Source organism: Pseudomonas sp. RC10 (assembly GCF_038397775.1).
GTDB classification, from domain to species: Bacteria; Pseudomonadota; Gammaproteobacteria; order Pseudomonadales; family Pseudomonadaceae; genus Aquipseudomonas; species Aquipseudomonas bambusae.
In genome coordinates, this window is record NZ_CP151650.1 from 3,162,632 (window position 1) to 3,182,639 (window position 20,008).

Sequence of the window (20,008 nt, forward strand, 5' to 3'; positions counted from 1 at the left end):
TCGGATCAATTGACCACGCCCGTAGAAAGACCAGGTTTGACCGATGGCCCATGAGCGAAACACCGAGATCGAGCTGCGTTTGCTCATCGAGGCGATTTACCTGAAGTACAGCTATGATTTTCGCGATTACTCGGGCGCGTCGGTCAAACGACGCGTCGCTCATGCGTTGCGTCATTTTGAGTTGAACACCATTTCCGCGCTGCAGGAGCGCGTGCTGCATGACCCGTCGGCGTTCATGCAGCTCCTGCAATTCCTGACGATCCCGGTCAGCGAGATGTTTCGCGACCCGTCACACTTTCTGGCAATCCGTCAGGAAGTCGTGCCGCTGCTCAAGACCTATCCCTCGCTGAAAATCTGGATTGCAGGGTGCAGCACGGGGGAAGAGGTGTATTCGATGGCGATCCTGCTGCGTGAAGAAGGGCTGCTGGACCGCACGATCATCTACGCCACCGACATCAACCCCAGCTCGCTGGAAAAGGCCAAGCAGGGGATTTTCTCCATGGAGAACGTTCGCGGCTACAACGAGAATTACCTGAAAGCGGGCGGCAAGCGGGTGTTTTCCGAGTACTACACGGCCGCCTACGATTACGCGATTTTCGACAAGACCCTGCGGGAGAACGTGACCTTTGCCGACCACAGCCTGGCCACTGACAGCGTGTTTTCCGAGACACACCTGATCTCCTGTCGCAATGTGCTGATCTACTTCAACAAGAAGCTGCAGGACCGGGCGTTCGGGCTGTTTCACGAATCCCTGTGTCATCGCGGCTTTCTGGTGCTGGGCAGCAAGGAAACCCTGGAGTTTTCCGGTTTCAAGGATCAATTCGAACCCTTGGTCAAACAAGAGCGGATTTATCGAAAATCATGAGAACGACGTTTTCGGGCGCCCAGTCGGACTCGCCAGCGTTACCCAGGGTCGATGCCATCGTCATCGGCGCTTCCGCGGGTGGGGTTGAGGCGCTGTTGAAGATATTCAGGCCGCTGCGCAAAGGCTTCAAGCTGCCCATCGTTGCGGTGCTGCATTTGCCCGATGAGCGCCGTAGCCTGTTGGCCGAAGTGTTCGCTGCGCAACTGGGGATTCCGGTCAAGGAAGCCGATGACAAGGAAAGCATCGCGCCCGGCACGCTGTACTTCGCCGGGCCCGGTTATCACCTGTCCGTGGAAGCGGACAAAACGTTTTCGTTCAGCCAGGAAGAACGGGTGTATCACTCACGCCCCAGCATCGACATTCTCTTCGAATCCGCTGCGGACGCTTATGATGCGCGGCTTGCCGGGGTGTTGCTGACCGGTGCCAACAACGATGGTGCCAAGGGAATGGCACGAATCAAGGAATACGGTGGTCTTACCGTGGTCCAGGACCCTGCCGACGCGGTGGCACGTACGATGCCCGACGCTGCGCTGGCCCTGCACACACCGGACTTTCTCCTGCCTTTGCCCGACATTGGCCTGTTGCTTGTCGAGCTGGAACGAATTGCATGCTGAGTGAAATAAAAGCCAAGTTGCTGATCGTCGACGATCTGCCGGAAAACCTCCTGGCGCTCGAAGCATTGATCAAGCGCGAAGACCGCCAGGTGTTCAAGGCGCTGTCCGCCGACGAAGCGTTGTCGCTGTTGTTGGAGCATGAATTCGCCATGGCGATCCTCGACGTGCAGATGCCGGGCATGAACGGGTTCGAGCTGGCCGAGATGATGCGCGGCACCGAAAAGACTAAAAGCATTCCCATCGTGTTCGTCAGCGCCGCCGGCCGTGAACTGAACTACGCGTTCAAGGGGTACGAGAGCGGCGCGGTGGACTTCCTGCACAAGCCGCTGGATATTCACGCGGTAAAGAGCAAGGTCAACGTCTTCGTCGACCTGTATCGCCAGCGCAAGGCGATGAAACAGCAGGTCGAGGAGCTGGAGCGCAGCCGACAGGAGCAGGAAGCGTTGCTGCGCGAACTGAAGTCCACCCAGAACGAACTAGAACACGCGATTCGCATGCGCGACGACTTCATGTCGATCGTGTCCCATGAAGTGCGCACGCCGCTCAACGGGCTGATCCTGGAAACCCAGCTGCGCAAGTTGCACTTGGCCAAGGACAACGCCTCGGCGTTCACCATGGACAAGCTGAAAGCCATGGTCGAGCGTGACGAGCGGCAGATTCAGAGTCTCATCCGCTTGATCGAGGACATGCTCGACGTGTCGCGCATTCGCACCGGCAAACTGTCGATCCGCACCAGCGCGTTCGACCTGTCCGAGCTGGTGGTCAATCTGGTGGAAAGCTACTCGGCGCAGATCGCGGCGGCGGAAAGCGTGGTCACTTTGCACGCCGCCACACCGGTGATCGGCGTCTGGGACGAGTTCCGCATTGAGCAGGTGGTGGCCAATCTGCTGACCAATGCCCTGCGCTACGGCGCGCACAAGCCTATCGAGGTTCGGGTGTACAGCGAAGGCGGCGAGGCGCGGGTCGAGGTCAAGGATCAGGGCATCGGCATCAGCGTTGAAAACCAGAAGCGCATCTTTCAACAGTTCGAGCGCGTCTCGGCCAGCCATGCGGTCAACGGGCTGGGGTTGGGCCTGTTCATCTCCGACCAGATTGTCGCGGCCCACAACGGTACGATCACCGTGGAAAGCGAAGAGGGCTGCGGCTCGACCTTCCGCGTCAGCCTGCCGTTGTAAACGCCCGTTTGGCCCGCCAGCCGCGGGCCAGAGCGATGTGTTGAGGGATGTTGACGCTTGCGTTGAAACAGCGACGACCGTCCGGGTAAATATCTGATTTTTCTGCGCAACCTCCAGAGCGGGCCATGGTCGTAATGGCAGCTATTTATAAGATTGAAGGCGTTCCAATGAGCTCTGATGCTGAAAATGTCGTACTGATCGTTGAAGACGAGCCGCTGATCCTGATGCTGCTGTCCGACTATCTGTCAGGGGAGGGTTATCGGGTGTTGCAGGCGGAAAACGGCGAACAGGCCTTCGAAATCCTCGCCACCAAGCCGCACCTGGACTTGATGATCACCGACTATCGCCTGCCAGGCGGTGTGTCCGGGGTGATGATCGCCGAGCCTGCGGTCAAGCTGCGACCGGAACTGAAGGTCATTTTCATCAGCGGCTATCCAGCGGAAATCATCGAGACCGGCAGCCCCATCGTCGGCAAGGTGCCGATCCTGGCGAAGCCGTTCACCATGGAAACGCTGCACTCGAAGATTCAGAGTTTGTTGAATTAAGCGGCGGCGCCGAGCTGCTTCTGCCCGGAGGGCGTGGGAGTCCAGCTCGCTGACGATCTGCTGCGAAGCGGCAGTAGGGTCGGACACCTCGGTTGTTTCAGGCGTACCGCGTGCGCAGGTTTTGCTGCCGCTTCGCGCCAGATCGTCAGCAAGCTGGACTCCTACGGCCTCCGGCCAGAACCAAGAGCGTGGCGCTTCGATCACCCCTCAATCATCTCCCGCACCTTCGCGGTCAACTGATCGAACGCAAACGGCTTGGTGATCATCTGCATTCCGTCTTCCAGAAACCCGGCCCGCGTGCCGGCGTTTTCCGCATAACCGGTGATGAACAGCACCCTGAGCTCAGGCCGTAACTGCCGTCCGATGTCCGCCAATTGACGGCCATTCATACCAGGCAGGCCGACGTCACTGATCATCAGGTCGATGCGCTGGCCGGATTCGAGAATCGGCACGGCGCCCACCGCATCCGCGGCTTCCAGATACCCGTAACCTAATTCACTCAGCACTTGGCTGACCAATGCGCGCACGGCGGGGTCGTCTTCCACGATGAGAATGGTCTCGCCTTCGCGGGCTTCTACGGCCCTCTGATCGTCGTTCAGGTCTTCCGCGTCTTTGTCGCCATGAAAGCGCGGCAGAAACAGTTGCACGGTGGTGCCGTGGCCAACCTGGCTTTCGATGGACACATGACCGCGAGACTGCTTGGTAAATCCGTAGATCATCGACAGGCCCAACCCGGTGCCCTGACCGATCGGCTTGGTGGTGAAGAACGGGTCGAACGCCCGACTGATCACGTTTTCGGGCATGCCGCAGCCGGTGTCGGTCACGCTGAGGACCACGTAATCACCGGGCAGCAGGTTTTCGTAGGCGTTGGTGAAGGTGCGGTCGAGCTTGCGGTTGAAGGTCTCGATCATCAGCATGCCGCCGTTGGGCATGGCATCCCGGGCGTTGAGCACCAGATTGAGCAGCGCGCTTTCGAGCTGATTGGGGTCGGCTTCGGCGGTCCAGAGGGCCGGGTCAAGGCACATGTCCAGACGCACGCTTTCGTTGACGCTGCGGTGCAGCAACTCGCCCATGGAGTGGACGAGCTCGTTCATCTCCACCGGCTTCGAATCCAGTGACTGGCGACGGGAGAATGCCAGAAGACGATGGGTCAGGGCGGCGGCGCGGTTGGCTGAGGTCACCCCCAGGTCGATCAGTCCGTCGAGGTCGTCGATCCGGCCCTTGGCGATACGACGCCGCAGCAGTTCAAGGCTGCCGATGATGCCGGTGAGCATGTTGTTGAAGTCGTGGGCAATGCCGCCGGTGAGTTGGCCAACGGCCTCCATCTTCTGCGATTGGCGCAAGACCTCCTCGTTGTGGCGCAGCTGGGAGGTGCGTTCTTCGACTTGCTGTTCGAGGGTTTCATTGAGCTGGCGCAGCTGGGTCTCGGCGAGCTTGCGCTCGGTAATGTCCGACGTCACGCCTGCCAGCAGGCTGACCCGGCCGTTGCGTGCGCGAAGGGCGCGGGCCCGCACATCGACCCAGTGAAGCGAGCCGTCCGGCCAGACGTTACGGTATTCGATAATGAAGTCGTCGCCGGTGTCCAGGCTGCGCTGCAATGCCGACTGCATGCGCGGCTGGTCGGCGGCGTACACCGACTCCAGCCACTCGTGATACGAGAAGGGCGCGTGTTCGTCGCGCCCAAAGTGACTTTTGCTGATGTCCGAACAATCCAGTTCGAGAAACTCGGCTTCCAGTTGCCACGAGCCCAGGCGTCCGGCCTTGAGCGCGTGTTGCAAGCGTTGCTCGCTTTCGAGCAGGTCTTCCATGCGGCTGCGGGCGTCGTACTGGCGACGGCGTCCGCGCACGGCAGTGGTGACCAGACTGACCAGCGTCGCCGGATGAAACGGGCGCTCCAGAAACGTGACGTTGCCGAGCAGCTTGCCGAGGCGCGAAGAGGGGTTTTGTTCCGGCCCGCCGTGGTGGGTGAGCAGCACGATGGGCAGGTCCGACCACGGCGCCTGATTGCTCAACAGGCTCAGCAACGGGTTCAGATCGACCCCGCGCAGCGCCTCATCGGCGACGATGGCCAGGCCCGCGCCGGAAATCATTTCCTTGCACAGACCGGCCAGATCATGGGTGATGAGCGCCGGGAACCCTGCTTCTTGCAGGATTCTCAAGGCGATCTGACTGTCCCGGCCCCGAGGGGCCAGGATGATGGCGCGTTCCGACAGCTGTCCCGGTGTACTCACACGTCCTCGTCCCGTAACAGCGGATTGCTCTCGCCATAGTAATGGGGCACGCCGCGCAGCACGCCTTGAAAGGCTTCCAGCGGTGCGCCGATGGTCATGCCAGAGCCACTGATGCGGTATTCGCGAATGGTCGACTCATGGGTGCCGGTGCGTTTCTTGATGATCGAAATGGCGCGACGGACTTTGCCAAGCGCTTCGAAATAACGCAACAGAATCACGGTGTCGGCGAGGTAGGTAATGTCTACCGGCGCACGCATGTCGCCCACCAGACCGTGTTGGGCCACCGTCATGAACGTCGAGGCGCCTTGACGATTGAGGTAGAGCAGCAACTCGTGCATGTGCAGCACCAGCGCATTTTCTTCCGGCATCGCGGCCTGATAGCCGTTGAGGCTGTCAATCACCACCGTGCGGATGCCTTTCTCGTCCACGCTGCGGCGCACCCGGTGGGAGAACTCACCTGGCGAGAGTTCGGCAGCGTCCACCTGCTCGATCAGCAGGTTTCCGGTCGCTTGCAATGCCTTCAGATCGATGCCCATCTTCCTCATGCGTTCGAACAGCAGGCCCATTTCTTCATCGAAAATGAACAGCCCGACTTTTTCACCACGGGCCACGGCGGCCGCTGCGAACACCAGCGCGATCAGCGATTTGCCGGTCCCGGCCGGGCCAAGAATCAGCGTGCTGGAACCGCTGTCGATGCCGCCGCCCAGCAAGGCGTCCAGTTCGGAAATGCCGCTGCCGAGTTGCGAACTCAGGTAACTGTTGCGGTGTTCAGCCGCGACCAGGCGCGGGAAGACGTGGATGCCGTCGGCCATGATGTTGAAGTCGTGATAGCCGCCACGGTACTTCTGCCCGCGATACTTGACCACCCGCAGGCGGCGACGCTCGGCGCCATAGGACGGGGTCAGCTCTTCCAGGCGGATGACACCGTGGGCCACGCTGTGCACGGTCTTGTCCAGGGATTCGGTGGTCAGGTCGTCGAGCAGGATCACCGTCGCGTCGTAGCGGGCGAAGTAGTGCTTGATCGCCAGAATCTGCCGACGGTAACGCAACGAGCTTTGCGCCAGCAGACGAATTTCAGACAGGCTGTCGATGACCACCCGCGACGGCCGTACGCGCTCGACCACTTCGAAAATCTGCTTGGTGGCTTCGCCCAGCTCAAGGTCTGACGAGTACAGCAGGCTCTGCTGATGCTCGGCGTTGAGCAGGTCTTCCGGAGGTGTGAGCTCGAACACCTCAATGTGTTCATCAAGTTCCCAGGCATGGGAGCGGGCGCCTTCGCGCAACTCACGCTCGGTCTCGGACAGCGTGATGTAAAGACAGCGTTCACCCGCCATTGCGCCTGCCAACAGAAATTGCAGCGCCACGGTGGTCTTGCCGGTTCCGGGTTCTCCTTCGAGAAGAAAGACATGGCTGCGCGAAAGACCACCCGAGAGGATGTCGTCCAGGCCCACGATGCCGGTTGCCGCTTTTGATGTAGTCAAGAATCGCCCTCTTGCGACCTAAAAAAAGAGTGGGGGTCGATCAGTGATCGATGCCCCTGGGCAACGGTAAACACTGCGTGATTGCGGTGCTTGGCTGCCATGTCTCTGGACCATGGCTGTACTTGGCGGTTCACTTTTTCTGGATGGCAGGATGATGTTGCGCAATGCGGGAGTGCCTGCGCCGCCCGCTTTCGAGTCCGGCAAATGGCGCAACCGAAGCCTGTTGCGTCCTGATCGTCTTGATATAGTCCGGCGTCTGGAGCTTTCACCCATCGCAGGCCATTCAAGGATCATCGCCGTGTCCGACTACAGCGCTTTCAAGGTCGAGTTGACCGACCATATCGCCCACGTGCAAATCAATCGCCCGGAAAAGATCAACGCCATGAATGCGGCATTCTGGAGCGAAATCATCGACATTTTCCAGTGGGTCGAAGACACCGATGACGTGCGCGTGGTGGTCCTCAGTGGCGCGGGCAAGCATTTCTCGTCGGGCATCGATTTGATGATGCTCGCCTCGGTGGCCAACGAGTTGGGCAAGGATGTGGGTCGCAACGCGCGCTTGCTGCGGCGCAAGATTCTGCAGATGCAGGAATCCTTCAGTGTGGTGGACCGTTGCAGCAAGCCGGTGCTGGCGGCCGTTCAGGGTTACTGCATCGGTGGCGCCATCGACCTGATCAGCGCCTGTGACATGCGCTATGCGGCGGACGACGCGCTGTTCTCCATTCGCGAGATCGACATGGGCATGGCCGCTGACGTCGGCACCCTGCAACGCCTGCCGCGTCTGATCGGCGACGGCATGATGCGGGAAATGGCCTACACCGGACGCAATGTCAAAGCCGACGAAGCGCTGCGCATCGGTCTGGTCAATCGCACGTACGTCGATCAGGCGCAATTGCTGGACGGTGTGTTCACCATCGCCCGCGAAATCGCTGCCAAATCCCCGATTGCCGTCAGCGGCAGCAAGCGCATGATCGGTTATATGCGCGATCACAGTGTCGATGACGGGCTTGAATACGTTGCCACTTGGAACGCTGCCATGTTGCAATCGGCAGACTTGAAGCTGGCGATGGTCGCCCACATGGGCAAGCAGAAGCCGGTTTTCGACAATTGACCGTGATTTTCAACAGGCAGGCACCTGCCGCCTCTGGGCCCTGATTCTCTACGCTGAATCGGGCTGCGGGTGGCGCAGGTCGCTGGCCAGAGGAGTGCTTTCATGACGCGCCCCAGGCGTTGGACCACCGCTGTGCTCGATACTCAGGCAGCCGGCGGGTGGGCCGTGATCCACAGTGATCAGGGTTTTCTGCTCGACGACAACGGTGCGATGTTTCCCCGAGAATGGCTCAAGGGCCAGGAACTGCCGTTGATCAGCGAGCACGGTATCGGCCATTTCGATGGCGAGCCGGTCTACGTTTACGTGCTTAAACACCCGGTTGAGTGGGAAGGCACGCGTTGGCAGACGCTGCGCCAATTCATGCTGGGGGACGATGCTGACCTGTTTCAGGTGCTGGGCTATGCGGCGCAAATCAGCACCTGGGCCAAAGAGCATCGCTTTTGCGGAAACTGTGGCAGCCCGAACGTGCAGATTCCCGGCGAGCGTGCGATGCACTGCACTCAGTGCGATTTGCGCGCCTACCCACGCATTTCGCCGAGCATGATCGTGCTGATCACCCGGGGCGACGAAGTTCTGCTCGCCCGTTCGCCGCGCTTCGTGACGGGGGTCTACAGCACTTTGGCGGGGTTTGCGGAGCCCGGTGAGTCGGCCGAAGATTGCGTGCGTCGCGAAGTCATGGAAGAGGTGCAGATCAAGGTCAAGAACATCGAGTACAAGGGCAGCCAATGCTGGCCGTTCCCGCACTCGATGATGCTGGGCTTCCACGCCGAATACGACAGCGGCGAGATCGTGCCCCAGGTGGATGAGATCGAAGACGCGCAATGGTTCAGCATCCACGACATGCCGCCGTTGCCGGCCAGTCGTTCCATTGCGCGGTATCTGATTGATCTCTATCTGGCCAAGCGTTTGGGCCTAGTGGAACCAGTGTTGCCAGGCCAAGCGGATGGTCAGTCCTAACACAACGGTGATAAAGACAGGGCGGATGAATTTGGCGCCGCCCTGGATAGCCGTTCTTGCCCCCAGAAACGCTCCTACCATCAGCGCCGATCCCATCACCAGCCCGATGGCCCAGTCCACTGAGCCGTTGATGGCGAAGATGCTCAGCGCCGCCGCGTTGCTGACGAAGTTCATGCTGCGCGCCACGCCGCTGGCTTTCACCAGGTCCACCGGGTACATCAACAGCGTGCTCACCGTCCAGAACGCGCCGGTGCCGGGACCCGCCACGCCGTCGTAGAAACCCAGCCCCAGGCCTTGGGGAAGCTGCCACTTGGTTTTGATCAGCGCGTTGCTGTCCAGAGGGGCCTTGGGCGTACCGCCGAATAACAGGTACAGGCCGCAGCCGAAGACGATCACCGGCAGCATCTGATTCAACAGCTCGGCGGGCAGGTAGTGAGCGATCACCGCACCCACCAGCGCACCAATGGCCGTGCCGATCAGCGCGCGGGTCCACTGTCTGGGGTGGAACAGCTTACGACGATAAAACGTGAACCCGGCAGTGGCCGAGCCGAAGGTCGAGCTGAGCTTGTTGGTGCCCAGCACCAGATGCGGCGGCAGGCCAGCGGTGAGCAGAGCAGGGGTGGTCAGCAGGCCGCCGCCCCCGGCAATGGCATCGATGAACCCTGCCACAAAAGCGACCAGGGCTAGCACCACGAGGGTGGTGGGATCTACGGAAAGTTCGAACGGCATGGGCAGGGCTTACTGGGCAGACGGGCAGAATGGCTGCCCGGAAGCGCGGCATTCTACCGGTAAGCCAAGCGAGTTGCAGGCCGATTCCTTTGTGTCCGCCCGAATATCGGCTCTGAAATGCAGAACCTGTGGGAGCGAATTCATTCGCGAGACGGCTGTACATCCAAAACAGATTTATCGGATGTACTGGCCTCTCGTCGGTATGCCGAACAGAATGAATTCGCTCACACAGGTCGGGTATGCGTTTGGTTCGTTACATCGGGCGTTTCAAATATCCGAAACCTTCACCCAACGCATCTCCGTGGCTGCCACGCGAATCGCCGTTGCCAGCCGCTCCACCTCCAGTGCCTCGGCAAAATCCGGGCCTTCACTGCTCTGGCCAGTCAGCGCCTGAATCAGTGCGTGGACTTCCAGTGTCTTAAGTTCGTTGTAGCCCAGTTGATGCCCCGGTGCCGGGCAAAACGCTGCGTAGCTGGGTTGCGTCGGGCCCGCGAGGATTCGCTGGAAACCATCTCGACCCGGCGCGCCGGAGCGGTACAGGCGAAGCTCGTTGAGACGCTCCTGATCGAAGGCCAACGTGCCCAACGTGCCGCTGATCTCGAAACTCAGATGGTTCTTGTAGCCATGCTTGAGCCAGCTCGTGCCAAACGTGCCCCGTGCGCCATTGGCGAAACGCAGCAGAGCGTACGTCTGGTCATCAATGGCGATGGGGCGCTGTTCCTGACTGCCTTGGGTCGCGGGGCGTTGTGCGTGGACGGTCTGCGAATCTGCGCTCACGGCTTCGACATCGCCCAACAGGTACCGCGCCATGGCCAGCAAATGGCTGCCGAGGTCCGCCAGTGCACCGCCGGCGTGGGCCTGCTCACAGCGCCACGACCATGGCTGCTGCGGGTTGCCCATGAAGTCTTCGCTGAATTCGCCCTGAAAGCTGACGATCTGCCCCAATTCACCGCTCTGAATCATTTCGCGGGCCAAGCCGATGATCGGGTTGTGCTGGTAGTTGTAGCCGACGCGGGTCACGACCCCGGCCTTCTGCGCCGCGCTGTGCATCTCGCGGGCCTGCTCCAGACTCACCGCCAGCGGCTTCTCGCAATACACCGCTTTACCGGCTTCAAGCGCGCCCATGGCCATGGGGAAATGCAGGTGGTTGGGCGTGGTGATCGCCACGAGATCGACGGCGGGGTCGCTGATCAGCTGCTGCCAATCGGCATGGCTGCGGTCAAACCCCCAGGAGCGCGCGCACTGCTCGGCGCGGGTGGCATCGGCGTCGGCCAGTGCGGCGAGTTTGAGGTTGACGGGGAGGTCGAAGGTGGTGCGGGCATTGTGAAAGGCCAGAGCGTGTGCCCGCCCCATGAAACCTGTACCGATCAAGCCTACGCCCAGATCCGGAAGCGACGTTTCGCGCATGACAGCGTCCTTGAAGGAATGTTGTTGTGCGGAAAATGTATTCGCGGATGGGGTTTGATGGAATCTTTATTCCATCAAATACACCTCAGATTCGCCTCAGTGAGGAGTGACTGGCCTGACGCAAGCTCAACTGTGGGAGCGAATTCATTCGCGAAGGCGGTTCATCCGACGCAGATGCATCGTCTGGACGACCATTCGCGAATGAATTCGCTCCCACAGAGGGATCACGGACAGGGCCGAAGGCGGTGGTCAGGACAGGAACCCGCCATCGACATTCAACGCCACACCCGTGGTATAGCTCGACGCATCGCTGGCCAGGTACAACACGGTCCCGGCCATCTCGCTCGGGGCGGCCACGCGCTTGAGTGGGATCTGCGCCAATGCGGTTTTCAAAATGGCGTCGTTGCTCACCAGCGCCGAGGCGAACTTGGTGTCGGTCAGGCCCGGCAGCAACGCGTTGCAGCGAATCCCGAACTGCGCGCATTCCTTGGCGAAGACCTTGGTCATGTTGATCACGGCTGCCTTGGTCACCGAATAGATGCCCTGGAACACCCCCGGTGAGACCCCGTTGATCGAGGCCACATTGATGATGCTGCCGCCGCCGTGTTCGCGCATCAGCTTGCCCGCTTCCACCGACATGAAGAAGTAGCCGCGAATGTTCACGTCCACGGTTTTCTGGAAGGCGCCGAGGTCGGTGTCCAGTACGTTGCAGAATTGCGGGTTGGTGGCCGCGTTGTTGACCAGAATGTCGAGGCGTCCGAACTCTTCACGAATGCGCGCAAAGACCCCGCTGATCTGTTCCATCTCGCCAATGTGGCAGGCAATCGCGGTGGCCTTGCCGCCGTCGGCGATGATTGCGTCAGCCACGTGCTGGCAGCCGTCAAGCTTGCGGCTGGAGACGATGACGTGGGCGCCTTGCTGGGCCAGCAGTTTGGCGATGGCCTCGCCGATGCCACGGCTGGCGCCGGACACGAAGGCGATCTTGCCGTCGAGGTCGAACAGTTGAGTCTTGGACATGTTGTCTTCCTTATCCTGTCGCAAAGGGTTAAGCGCCGTCAGAGGCTAGAGCGGTCAATCACTTGCAAGGCCATGTGTTCCAGCAGTTTGTTCATGTGAATGAACTGGGCAAAACGCTTGTCCTGAGTCTGGCCGTGGAAAAACCGGTAGTAAATCTGCTGGACGATGCCTGCCAGTCGGAACAGCCCGTAGGTGTAGTAAAAGTCGAAGTTATCGATGCGAATCCCGGAGCGTTGGGCGTAATACGCGACGATTTGCTCGCGGGTCAGCATGCCGGGTGCGTGGCTCGGCTGGCGGCGCATCAATTGGACTGGGGCGGGGTCATCGGCCTGAATCCAGTAGGCCAGGCTGTTGCCCAGGTCCATCAGCGGGTCGCCGAGGGTGGTCAGCTCCCAGTCGAGCACGCCGATGATCTGCATCGGGTTGTCGGGGTCGAGGATCACGTTGTCGAAGCGGTAATCGTTGTGCACCAGGCTCGACGTTGGGTGATCGGCGGGTTTCTTGTCGTCGAGCCAACGGGCGACCTTTTCCCAGCTGGGTGCGTCCGGGGTGCGGGCCTTTTCATAGCGCTCGGCCCAGCCACGAATCTGTCGCTCGACATAGCCCTGCGGTTTGCCCAGATCGCCAAGGCCGCACGCCGTGTAATCCACCTGATGCAAGTCCACCAGTTTGTCGATGAAGCTTTTGCACAGCGCTTCGGTCCGCGCGGTATCGAAGTTCAGTTCGGCAGGCAGTTCGGCGCGCAAAATGATGCCCTTGACCCGCTCCATGACGTAGAACTCAGCGCCAATCACCGAGTCGTCGGTGCAGTGCACGTAAGCCTTGGGGCAGTAGGGAAAGGCGTCTTTGAGCTGGTTGAGGATGCGGAATTCGCGGCCCATGTCGTGGGCGCTTTTCGCCTTGTGGCCGAACGGTGGGCGGCGCAAGACGAATTCCTGCTCGGGGTATTTCAGCAGGTAGGTCAGGTTGGACGCGCCACCGGGAAACTGGCTGATCTGCGCGGTGCCGCTCAGGCCCGGAATATGGGCTTTGAGGTACGGATCGATCAGCGCGGCATCGAGTTCTTCGCCGGATCGAACCTGGGTGGACTGGTCGGTGAGCGCCATGCTTATCCCTGTTGTTTATTTTGGAGGGTCATGATCATTGACTAATCTAATGCGCGCACCGCCTGCCGGACAAGCCGTGCCGGGCCTTATTGGCGAGCGTGTTACGGGTCAATCAGCCGCTTTGATCCGGGTATCCGGAAACCATGGAGCAAAAAAAACCGAAGCCCGGAAGCTTCGGTTTTCAGGATTCACATCGCAGCTCGTAGTGAAACCTGAGTTTTATGACGGGAACAGCTCGCTCAATTTCATCGCCAGCATCATGTCGCCTTCGGCGCGCAGTTTGCCGCCCATGAAGGCCTGCATGCCGTCGGTCTCGCCGCTGACGATGCCTTCCAGGGTTTCGCCGTCCATGACCAGGGTCACTTGGGCGTCAGGGTTTTCGCCTTCCTGCAGCTCGCAGGTCTTGTCCTTGACGATCAGCGAGAAGTTCTTGGTTTCGTCGATACGGAAACCGAACACCAGGTCCAGGCCCGCAGCGGCTTCCGGGTTGAACTTGGCTTTCATGGCTTGTACGGCGTCGGCTACGGAGGTCATGGGGTCATCCTTTTATATGAGTGATTGCTGGCACCTTGCGGGTGCGATTGGCCGGGCTCAGCGGTAGGTGATGAGCTCCGGCGCCTTCATCAGTTGCAGGTGCGCAAGACTGTTGAAGGAAGCCAGGGACACCTCGCGACCCCGGAATTTCAGGTGGTTGAGCGAGGTGTTGACGATTTGCCAGTTGAGTTCGAATGCCTGCGTTGCAGGCATCCGGGTGATCAGGTGGAGCAGGGCGGTGATGGTGCCGCCGGAGGTGAACACGGCGATGCGGTCGTTGTGACTGGCGCTCTCGAGAATCCGGTCGAGGCCTGCCTTCACCTGTTCGACGAACGCCAGCCAGCTTTGCAACGCCGGAGTGTCGTGCTCGCCGCCGAGCCAGCGACCGACGATCAGCGCAAACAGGCGCTGGAATTCGGCGCGGTTGTGCGCCGCATTGCGCATGATCTCCAGCGCGTGCGGCTCATCGCTCAACATCGCGGGGAGCAGGGCGCGGATCACCGCTTCGGCGTCGAATTCGTTGAAGGCGGGATCGGTTTCAAGCGGAGGCGTGGTAAGGCCTGCGGCGTCCATTTGCGCCAGCGCCGTTTCGGCAGTGTGGCGTTGACGAAACAGATTGCCCGATAGGCAGCGATCAAACGTCAGACCCAACTGCGCCAGGTGCGCGCCGAGGACTTCGGCCTGGCGATAACCGGTCGGCGACAGAACGTCGTAATCGTCCGCACCAAAAGAAGCCTGGCCATGTCGTATCAGATAGATGCTGCCCACGTCCGCGTCGTCCCGGTACGTTGAAAGTGTTGGGAGGTTATGAGGACGGTGCAGGGTCTGTCAATGAAAAAACATACGCTTGTTTGAATTGGTCGATTGTCATGATCTTTGACGGTTGCGCGACTGGCCCGGCGCAAGGCACGCCGGTATGCTGGGCTCATTCGCGATCCTGTCCCGGATCAGACGTACAGGTGAGGAGTTTCTGTGGAGTTCATGTTCGATTACGCCAGCTTTCTGGCAAAGACCGTCACGGTGGTGGTCGCGATTGTCGTGGTGCTGGTTGTCATCGCGTCAATGCGCGGTCGCGGTCGTCGTGGCGCCGGGGGTCAGTTGCACGTGACCAAGCTCAATGATTTCTACAAGGGCCTGCGCGACCGCCTCGAAGGCTCGCTGCTGGACAAGGCCCGCCTGAAGGCGCTGCGCAAGGCCCAGGCCAAGGAGCAGAAGAAGGATAAGAAACAGCCGGTGGTCAAGCCGCGCGTCTATGTGCTGGATTTCGACGGTGACATCAAGGCCTCGGCCACCGAGAGCATGCGCCACGAGATCACTGCGCTGTTGACCCTCGCCACTGACAAGGACGAAGTGGTGCTGCGTCTGGAAAGTGGCGGCGGCATGGTGCACAGCTACGGCCTGGCGTCGTCGCAACTGGCGCGGATTCGTCAGGCGGGCATTCCGCTGACGATCTGCATCGACAAGGTGGCGGCCAGCGGCGGCTACATGATGGCCTGTATCGGCAACCGCATCATCAGCGCGCCGTTCGCCGTGCTGGGCTCGATTGGCGTGGTGGCGCAGCTGCCGAACGTGAATCGCCTGCTGAAGAAGCACGACATCGACTTCGAAGTGCTGACTGCCGGTGAATACAAACGCACGCTGACCGTGTTTGGCGAAAACACCGAGAAGGGCCGCGAGAAATTCCAGCAAGACCTGGACATCACTCACGAGTTATTCAAGAACTTCGTCGCCAGCTACCGCCCGCAATTGCAGATCGATGAAGTGGCCACCGGTGAAGTCTGGCTGGGCATGGCCGCCAAGGACAAACAGTTGGTTGATGAGCTGAAGACCAGCGACGAGTACCTGGCCGACAAGGCCAAGACCGCCGAGGTTTTCCATTTGCACTATGCCGAGCGCAAGAGTTTGCAGGAGCGCGTGGGCCTGGCGGCCAGCGGCTCGGTGGATCGTCTGGTGACAGGCTGGTGGAGCCGGTTGATGCAGCAGCGGTTCTGGTGATCGTTCCCACGCTCCGCGTGGGAATGCAGCCCTCGACGCTCGCGTCGCCCCTGGCGGGTCATCACTGACACAGCGCCTCACGTGTAGGAGCCGGCTTGCTGGCTCCTACAGGTGTGTGACTCACTTCAAAATAGCCATACGAAAAAGCCCCGGCTTCTCACGGAGCCGGGGCTTTTTGTTGCTCGCTTTTCAGCGTCGAATCAACGACGACGGAACAGCGGCAGTGGCTCGTCAGTGGCAGCCTGGTAGGTCACGGAGAAGTCTTTCAGGCTTTCCAGCGCCTCATACGGGTCTTTGTCCGCGCGAATGGCGAAGGCGTCGAAGCCGCAACGGCGCAGGTAGAACAGTTGATCGCGCAACACGTCGCCAATCGCCCGCAGTTCGCCCTTGAAGCCGTAGCGGTCGCGCAGCAGGCGCGCATTGGAGTAGCTGCGGCCGTCGGTGAATGCCGGAAAGTTCAGGGCAATGACCTGGAACTGGCTGGCGTCCTCACCGATTTCTTCGGCTTCTTCGTCGGCATCGAGCCACACGCCAAGGCCACCATCGCGAGCCTTGAGCGCATGGCCGTGGTCACGCCACAGCGCCAGCGGCACGATCAGGTCGTCGCAGTTGGACAGGCCGTCGAGGGTGGTGTCCTTCGGCAGCAGGTGCCAGGTCTCGTCGATGACTGCGTTGTTCTTAATGATTCGCTGCATAGACGCGCTCCTTGAAAGGGTCGATGCCGATACGCTGGTACGTGTCGATGAAACGCTCGTCTTCGTTGCGTTTTTCGACGTAGACGTTGATCAGCTTCTCGATCACGTCCGGCATGGCGTCCTGTGCGAACGACGGGCCAAGAATCTTGCCCAGGCTTGCATCCCGGCTGGCGCTGCCGCCCAGGGAAACCTGATAGAACTCTTCGCCTTTCTTGTCCACGCCCAGAATGCCGATATGGCCGACGTGGTGGTGGCCGCAAGCGTTCATGCAGCCGGAGATGTTCAGGTCCAGTTCGCCGATGTCGAACAGGTAATCCAGGTCGTCGAAACGGCGCTGGATGGATTCGGCGATCGGGATCGACTTGGCGTTGGCCAGTGAGCAGAAATCACCGCCAGGGCAGCAGATGATGTCGGTCAGCAGGCCGATGTTCGGGGTCGCAAAGCCTTGCTCACGCAGCTCGCCCCACATCGCGAACAGTTGGCTCTGCTCGACGTCGGCCAGAATCACGTTCTGCTCGTGAGAGGTGCGCAATTGGCCGAAGCTGTAGCGGTCGGCCAGGTCGGCGATGCCGTCCAGCTGTTTGTCGGTGACGTCGCCCGGCGCCACGCCGGTGGATTTAAGCGACAGGGTCACGGCCGCGTAGCCCGGCTTTTTATGGGCCAGGACGTTTCGGGTGCGCCAGCGGGCGAAACCCGGGTGTTCCTTGTCGAGTTGAGCCAGCTCGGCGCTGAAATCAGACAGCGCTTTATATTCAGGGTCGACGAAGTGCTTGGCGATGCGATGCACTTCGGCTTCGGTCAGGGTGGTCTGGCCGCCGCGCAGGTGCGCCATTTCGGCCTCGACTTTTTCAGCGAAGACTTCAGGCGTCAGGGCCTTGACCAGAATCTTGATGCGAGCCTTGTACTTGTTGTCACGACGGCCATAGCGGTTGTACACGCGCAGGATGGCGTCAAGGTAGCTCAACAGGTCTTGCCACGGCAGGAATTCGTTGATGAACGCACCCACCACCGGTGTACGACCGAGGCCACCACCGACCAGCACGCGGAAGCCCAGCTCGCCCGCGGCGTTCTTGATCGGCTCCAGGCCGATGTCGTGCACTTCGATGGCGGCGCGGTCGGACGTCGAACCGTTGATCGCAATCTTGAACTTGCGCGGCAGGTAGGCGAATTCCGGGTGAAAGGTCGTCCACTGACGCACGATCTCGCACCATGGGCGCGGGTCAACCAGTTCATCGGCAGCGACGCCGGCAAATTGGTCCGTGGTGACGTTGCGCAGGCAGTTGCCGCTGGTCTGGATCGCGTGCATCTGCACGGTCGCCAGTTCGGCGAGGATGTCGGGAATGTCTTCCAGCGCGGGCCAGTTGAACTGCACGTTCTGGCGGGTGCTGATGTGCGCGTAGCCTTTGTCGTAGTCGCGGGCGATTTTCGCCAGCATCCGTGTCTGACGCGAGGTCAGTTGTCCGTAAGGCACCGCCACGCGCAGCATCGGGGCGAAGCGCTGGATGTAGAGGCCGTTTTGCAGGCGGAGCGGGCGGAACTCTTCTTCGCTGAGTTCGCCGGCCAGATAGCGGCGGGTCTGGTCGCGGAACTGCTTGACGCGGTCCTCGACGATCCGCTGATCGTACTCGTCGTATACGTACATGGTGGTCCTGTTCTCAGGCGGTTCACTGCTGTCCGGACGATCTGAGAGGCGATGCGATGCCGCCTGCATTCAGGATGTCCCGACAAATCTGCGCGCACGGTCGCGCAGCCTCAACGAGGCCGGGCGGAGGTTACCAGTTTGTGGATATGCGCAAAAGTGATGTTTGAATATAAGCAAAGAACCGAACGTGCTAAGCGCTTCGTCAGTTGCCCACGGTCCCCCTTGTGATAAGGACACGCCTCAACTTTACTCACGAGACAGCCGGGGTCAACCGTCTCCGGCAGGCTGGATCTGCAATCACCCATAAGACCGACAAGAGGCGATGCAATGAGCAACCACCACCCTAAAACTGCCAAGTCCGACAGTCATGTAGATGCCTGGGCGATTTTCTTTCTCATCGTACTCGTCGTGGGGGCCGCCGTTTTCTGGGTCAGTCACCAGTAGCGCGGACACCGGGCTGACGCGGGGTACAACTTACCCGGCCGCTGCCGATAAGGTATAAGCAGACCTGTGCAAGGTCGTCTGCATACTTTATGGCGTTGAGGCTCGGTGTCCATGATCAGGTTTTTCAGTGGCTGCCTCATTGGCGTCGTGGGCTGGCTGTGGCTGGGCGGTGCCTGGGCCGCGTCGGTGGTGTTTCTCAATCCGGGTTCGACGCCTGATCCTTACTGGAACAGCTATTCCCGATTCATGGAGGCGGCTGCCAGTCGGCTGGGCATGGACCTGACCGTCTATTACACCGATCGCGATACGCGCACCTTGCTGACCCTCGCGCGCAAAGCGTTGCAGGGCAGCCCGCGTCCGGATTATCTGGTGTTTTCCAATGAGCTGAATGTGGCGCCGGAGGTGCTACGTCTGTCCGTGGGCAGCGGCGTGAAACTGCTGGCAGTGAACAACACGTTCACAGACGACCAACTGGCCATTCTCGGCGACCTGCACAGTCGCTACCCGGATTTCCTCGGCAGTGTGGTGGCCAACGACGAGGAGGGCGGGTATCTCGTCGCCAAGCGTTTGATTGACTCGCATCCTCCGGTGCTGCCCGGCCAGACCATTGACATGCTGGCGTTTTCCGGCACCAACAGCACGCCGGTGTCGTTGCAGCGCGAGCGCGGCCTTTATCGCGCCTTGGCCGAACACCCGGAGATACGTCTTCGGCAGATCGTCCTTGGCGGCTGGCGCCGGGACCGTGCGTATGAACAGGCGCAAGTGCTGCTCAAGCGCTACCCCAACGTGCACCTCATCTGGACGGCGAGCGATCAAATGGCGTTTGGTGTCATCGATGCTGTGCGCGAGGCGGGCAAGCAGCCGGGCAAGGACATCTGGCTCGGCACCATCAACGACTCCACGGCAGCCTTGCAAGCCTTGCTGGAAGGGCGTCTGACGGTGGTGGCGGGCGGGCATTTCACGCTGGGCGGCTGGGCGCTGGTGCTGTTGAATGATTACGATCATGCTGACCCCAAAACCCGTCAGGCCATCGGCTCATGGATCGTGCGCGCGATGCAGATCAGGGAGCGTCGCGACAGCGTGCACTTCATGCAGGCCAATGCCCGCGACGATTACGACATTGACGTGCGTGAGTTTGTCGGGGGGCACAGCCCGCCGAGCGTGACGTACCCCTTCGTGCGGCTGGAAACGTCCAACTGAGCGCCGCTATCAGTTTAGGGCGAAATACAGCACTAGTTGCACGATGCCCAACAACACCAACGCGAAAATCGCCGTGAATGCCACGCCCAGGATCACGAAATGCGAGGGTTTGCCATGGGTAAAGTCTCGCTCCCGATTCTTGTGACTTTGCACGCCAAAGGCTGCCGCCATGACGCTGTGCAGCATCTGCCAGAAGGTGGGTGGTTTGGGATCTTCGGGGTGTTGAGGGGAATCGTTGGATGAGGGTTCCATGACATCCT

19 protein-coding genes are annotated in these 20,008 nt (G+C 60.5%); 8 read left to right on the forward strand and 11 right to left on the reverse strand.

Features of this window, described 5'->3' with window-relative positions; translation table 11 throughout:
* The first annotated feature begins 43 nt into the window (after positions 1-43).
* The 4 genes from AAEO81_RS14620 (at position 44) to AAEO81_RS14635 (ending at position 3,199) form a co-directional block, all read left to right on the forward strand.
* Positions 44-865, forward strand: a complete 822-nt coding sequence (locus AAEO81_RS14620) for a protein-glutamate O-methyltransferase CheR (protein WP_341964295.1) — start codon at positions 44-46, stop codon at positions 863-865.
* Positions 862-1,479, forward strand: coding sequence for a chemotaxis protein CheB (locus AAEO81_RS14625; RefSeq protein ID WP_341964296.1), 618 nt, complete (start codon positions 862-864; stop codon positions 1,477-1,479). The genes AAEO81_RS14620 and AAEO81_RS14625 overlap by 4 nt, the downstream gene beginning before the upstream one ends.
* On the forward strand, positions 1,473-2,654 hold the full coding sequence (locus tag AAEO81_RS14630; RefSeq protein ID WP_341964297.1) for a hybrid sensor histidine kinase/response regulator: 1,182 nt from the start codon (positions 1,473-1,475) through the stop codon (positions 2,652-2,654). The genes AAEO81_RS14625 and AAEO81_RS14630 overlap by 7 nt, the downstream gene beginning before the upstream one ends.
* A 167-nt stretch (positions 2,655-2,821) precedes the next feature.
* Complete coding sequence (locus AAEO81_RS14635) at positions 2,822-3,199, forward strand: response regulator (protein WP_166595521.1); 378 nt, start codon at positions 2,822-2,824, stop codon at positions 3,197-3,199.
* A 200-nt stretch (positions 3,200-3,399) separates the two neighbouring features.
* On the opposite strand, the gene AAEO81_RS14640 is transcribed toward AAEO81_RS14635, so the two are convergent.
* Positions 3,400-5,430 carry a response regulator gene (locus AAEO81_RS14640; RefSeq protein WP_341964298.1) on the reverse strand — a complete coding sequence of 677 codons (2,031 nt, stop codon included), beginning with the start codon at positions 5,428-5,430 and terminating at the stop codon, positions 3,400-3,402.
* The gene (locus AAEO81_RS14645) at positions 5,427-6,911 is read right to left on the reverse strand and encodes an ATPase domain-containing protein (RefSeq protein ID WP_341964299.1); all 1,485 of its coding nucleotides are present in this window, start codon (positions 6,909-6,911) and stop codon (positions 5,427-5,429) included. Before AAEO81_RS14645 ends, AAEO81_RS14640 begins: the two co-directional genes overlap by 4 nt.
* 298 nt (positions 6,912-7,209) lie before the next feature.
* On the opposite strand from AAEO81_RS14645, the gene AAEO81_RS14650 reads away from it, so the two are divergent.
* Together AAEO81_RS14650 and nudC are read left to right on the forward strand one after the other, a co-directional pair.
* Positions 7,210-8,022: a crotonase/enoyl-CoA hydratase family protein gene (locus AAEO81_RS14650; RefSeq protein WP_341964537.1), complete on the forward strand. Its 813-nt coding sequence runs from the start codon at positions 7,210-7,212 to the stop codon at positions 8,020-8,022.
* A gap of 102 nt (positions 8,023-8,124) precedes the next feature.
* Positions 8,125-8,979, forward strand: a complete 855-nt coding sequence (gene nudC, locus AAEO81_RS14655) for an NAD(+) diphosphatase (protein ID WP_341964300.1) — start codon at positions 8,125-8,127, stop codon at positions 8,977-8,979.
* On the opposite strand, the gene AAEO81_RS14660 is transcribed toward nudC, so the two are convergent.
* The 6 genes from AAEO81_RS14660 to AAEO81_RS14685 all read right to left on the reverse strand — a co-directional run bounded on the left by AAEO81_RS14660 (position 8,935) and on the right by AAEO81_RS14685 (position 14,540).
* Positions 8,935-9,708: a TSUP family transporter gene (locus AAEO81_RS14660; protein ID WP_341964301.1), complete on the reverse strand. Its 774-nt coding sequence runs from the start codon at positions 9,706-9,708 to the stop codon at positions 8,935-8,937. The genes nudC and AAEO81_RS14660 overlap by 45 nt on opposite strands.
* Positions 9,709-9,975: 267 nt before the next feature.
* Positions 9,976-11,115, reverse strand: coding sequence for a Gfo/Idh/MocA family oxidoreductase (locus AAEO81_RS14665; RefSeq protein ID WP_341964302.1), 1,140 nt, complete (start codon positions 11,113-11,115; stop codon positions 9,976-9,978).
* Between the two features lie 249 nt (positions 11,116-11,364).
* Positions 11,365-12,132: an SDR family oxidoreductase gene (locus AAEO81_RS14670; RefSeq protein ID WP_166595527.1), complete on the reverse strand. Its 768-nt coding sequence runs from the start codon at positions 12,130-12,132 to the stop codon at positions 11,365-11,367.
* A gap of 38 nt (positions 12,133-12,170) precedes the next feature.
* Entirely contained in the window at positions 12,171-13,238 is a 1,068-nt protein-coding gene (locus tag AAEO81_RS14675) for a phosphotransferase family protein (protein ID WP_341964303.1), read from the reverse strand.
* Between the two features lie 219 nt (positions 13,239-13,457).
* Positions 13,458-13,772: an SCP2 sterol-binding domain-containing protein gene (locus AAEO81_RS14680; protein ID WP_166595529.1), complete on the reverse strand. Its 315-nt coding sequence runs from the start codon at positions 13,770-13,772 to the stop codon at positions 13,458-13,460.
* A gap of 57 nt (positions 13,773-13,829) precedes the next feature.
* Positions 13,830-14,540, reverse strand: a complete 711-nt coding sequence (locus tag AAEO81_RS14685; RefSeq protein WP_341964304.1) for a histidine phosphatase family protein — start codon at positions 14,538-14,540, stop codon at positions 13,830-13,832.
* Between the two features lie 204 nt (positions 14,541-14,744).
* Between AAEO81_RS14685 and sohB the strand changes: the two genes are divergently transcribed.
* On the forward strand, positions 14,745-15,767 hold the full coding sequence (gene sohB, locus AAEO81_RS14690; RefSeq protein WP_341964305.1) for a protease SohB: 1,023 nt from the start codon (positions 14,745-14,747) through the stop codon (positions 15,765-15,767).
* A gap of 200 nt (positions 15,768-15,967) precedes the next feature.
* Here sohB and AAEO81_RS14695 read toward each other — a convergent pair whose 3' ends face one another.
* Positions 15,968-16,462, reverse strand: coding sequence for a DUF934 domain-containing protein (locus tag AAEO81_RS14695; protein WP_341964306.1), 495 nt, complete (start codon positions 16,460-16,462; stop codon positions 15,968-15,970).
* Positions 16,446-18,104: a nitrite/sulfite reductase gene (locus tag AAEO81_RS14700; protein ID WP_341964307.1), complete on the reverse strand. Its 1,659-nt coding sequence runs from the start codon at positions 18,102-18,104 to the stop codon at positions 16,446-16,448. Before AAEO81_RS14700 ends, AAEO81_RS14695 begins: the two co-directional genes overlap by 17 nt.
* A 555-nt stretch (positions 18,105-18,659) precedes the next feature.
* On the opposite strand from AAEO81_RS14700, the gene AAEO81_RS14705 reads away from it, so the two are divergent.
* A complete protein-coding gene (locus AAEO81_RS14705) occupies positions 18,660-19,748 on the forward strand; it encodes an ABC transporter substrate-binding protein (protein WP_341964308.1) in 1,089 nt (362 codons plus the stop codon).
* Positions 19,749-19,757: 9 nt separating this feature from the next.
* Here AAEO81_RS14705 and AAEO81_RS14710 read toward each other — a convergent pair whose 3' ends face one another.
* A complete protein-coding gene (locus AAEO81_RS14710; RefSeq protein WP_341964309.1) occupies positions 19,758-20,000 on the reverse strand; it encodes a DUF2970 domain-containing protein in 243 nt (80 codons plus the stop codon).
* Between the last annotated feature and the right edge of the window lie 8 nt (positions 20,001-20,008).

Bases quoted from the DNA above. Each gene is read 5' to 3' on its own strand.
- AAEO81_RS14635 (WP_166595521.1), top strand. From the start codon at position 2,822: ATGAGCTCTGATGCTGAAAATGTCGTACTGATCGTTGAAGACGAGCCG.
- AAEO81_RS14705 (WP_341964308.1), top strand. From the start codon at position 18,660: ATGATCAGGTTTTTCAGTGGCTGCCTCATTGGCGTCGTGGGCTGGCTG.
- AAEO81_RS14670 (WP_166595527.1), bottom strand. From the start codon at position 12,132: ATGTCCAAGACTCAACTGTTCGACCTCGACGGCAAGATCGCCTTCGTG.
- AAEO81_RS14665 (WP_341964302.1), bottom strand. From the start codon at position 11,115: ATGCGCGAAACGTCGCTTCCGGATCTGGGCGTAGGCTTGATCGGTACA.
- AAEO81_RS14630 (WP_341964297.1), top strand. From the start codon at position 1,473: ATGCTGAGTGAAATAAAAGCCAAGTTGCTGATCGTCGACGATCTGCCG.
- AAEO81_RS14680 (WP_166595529.1), bottom strand. From the start codon at position 13,772: ATGACCTCCGTAGCCGACGCCGTACAAGCCATGAAAGCCAAGTTCAAC.
- AAEO81_RS14620 (WP_341964295.1), top strand. From the start codon at position 44: ATGGCCCATGAGCGAAACACCGAGATCGAGCTGCGTTTGCTCATCGAG.
- AAEO81_RS14660 (WP_341964301.1), bottom strand. From the start codon at position 9,708: ATGCCGTTCGAACTTTCCGTAGATCCCACCACCCTCGTGGTGCTAGCC.
- AAEO81_RS14625 (WP_341964296.1), top strand. From the start codon at position 862: ATGAGAACGACGTTTTCGGGCGCCCAGTCGGACTCGCCAGCGTTACCC.
- AAEO81_RS14710 (WP_341964309.1), bottom strand. From the start codon at position 20,000: ATGGAACCCTCATCCAACGATTCCCCTCAACACCCCGAAGATCCCAAA.
- AAEO81_RS14675 (WP_341964303.1), bottom strand. From the start codon at position 13,238: ATGGCGCTCACCGACCAGTCCACCCAGGTTCGATCCGGCGAAGAACTC.
- nudC (WP_341964300.1), top strand. From the start codon at position 8,125: ATGACGCGCCCCAGGCGTTGGACCACCGCTGTGCTCGATACTCAGGCA.
- AAEO81_RS14695 (WP_341964306.1), bottom strand. From the start codon at position 16,462: ATGCAGCGAATCATTAAGAACAACGCAGTCATCGACGAGACCTGGCAC.
- AAEO81_RS14700 (WP_341964307.1), bottom strand. From the start codon at position 18,104: ATGTACGTATACGACGAGTACGATCAGCGGATCGTCGAGGACCGCGTC.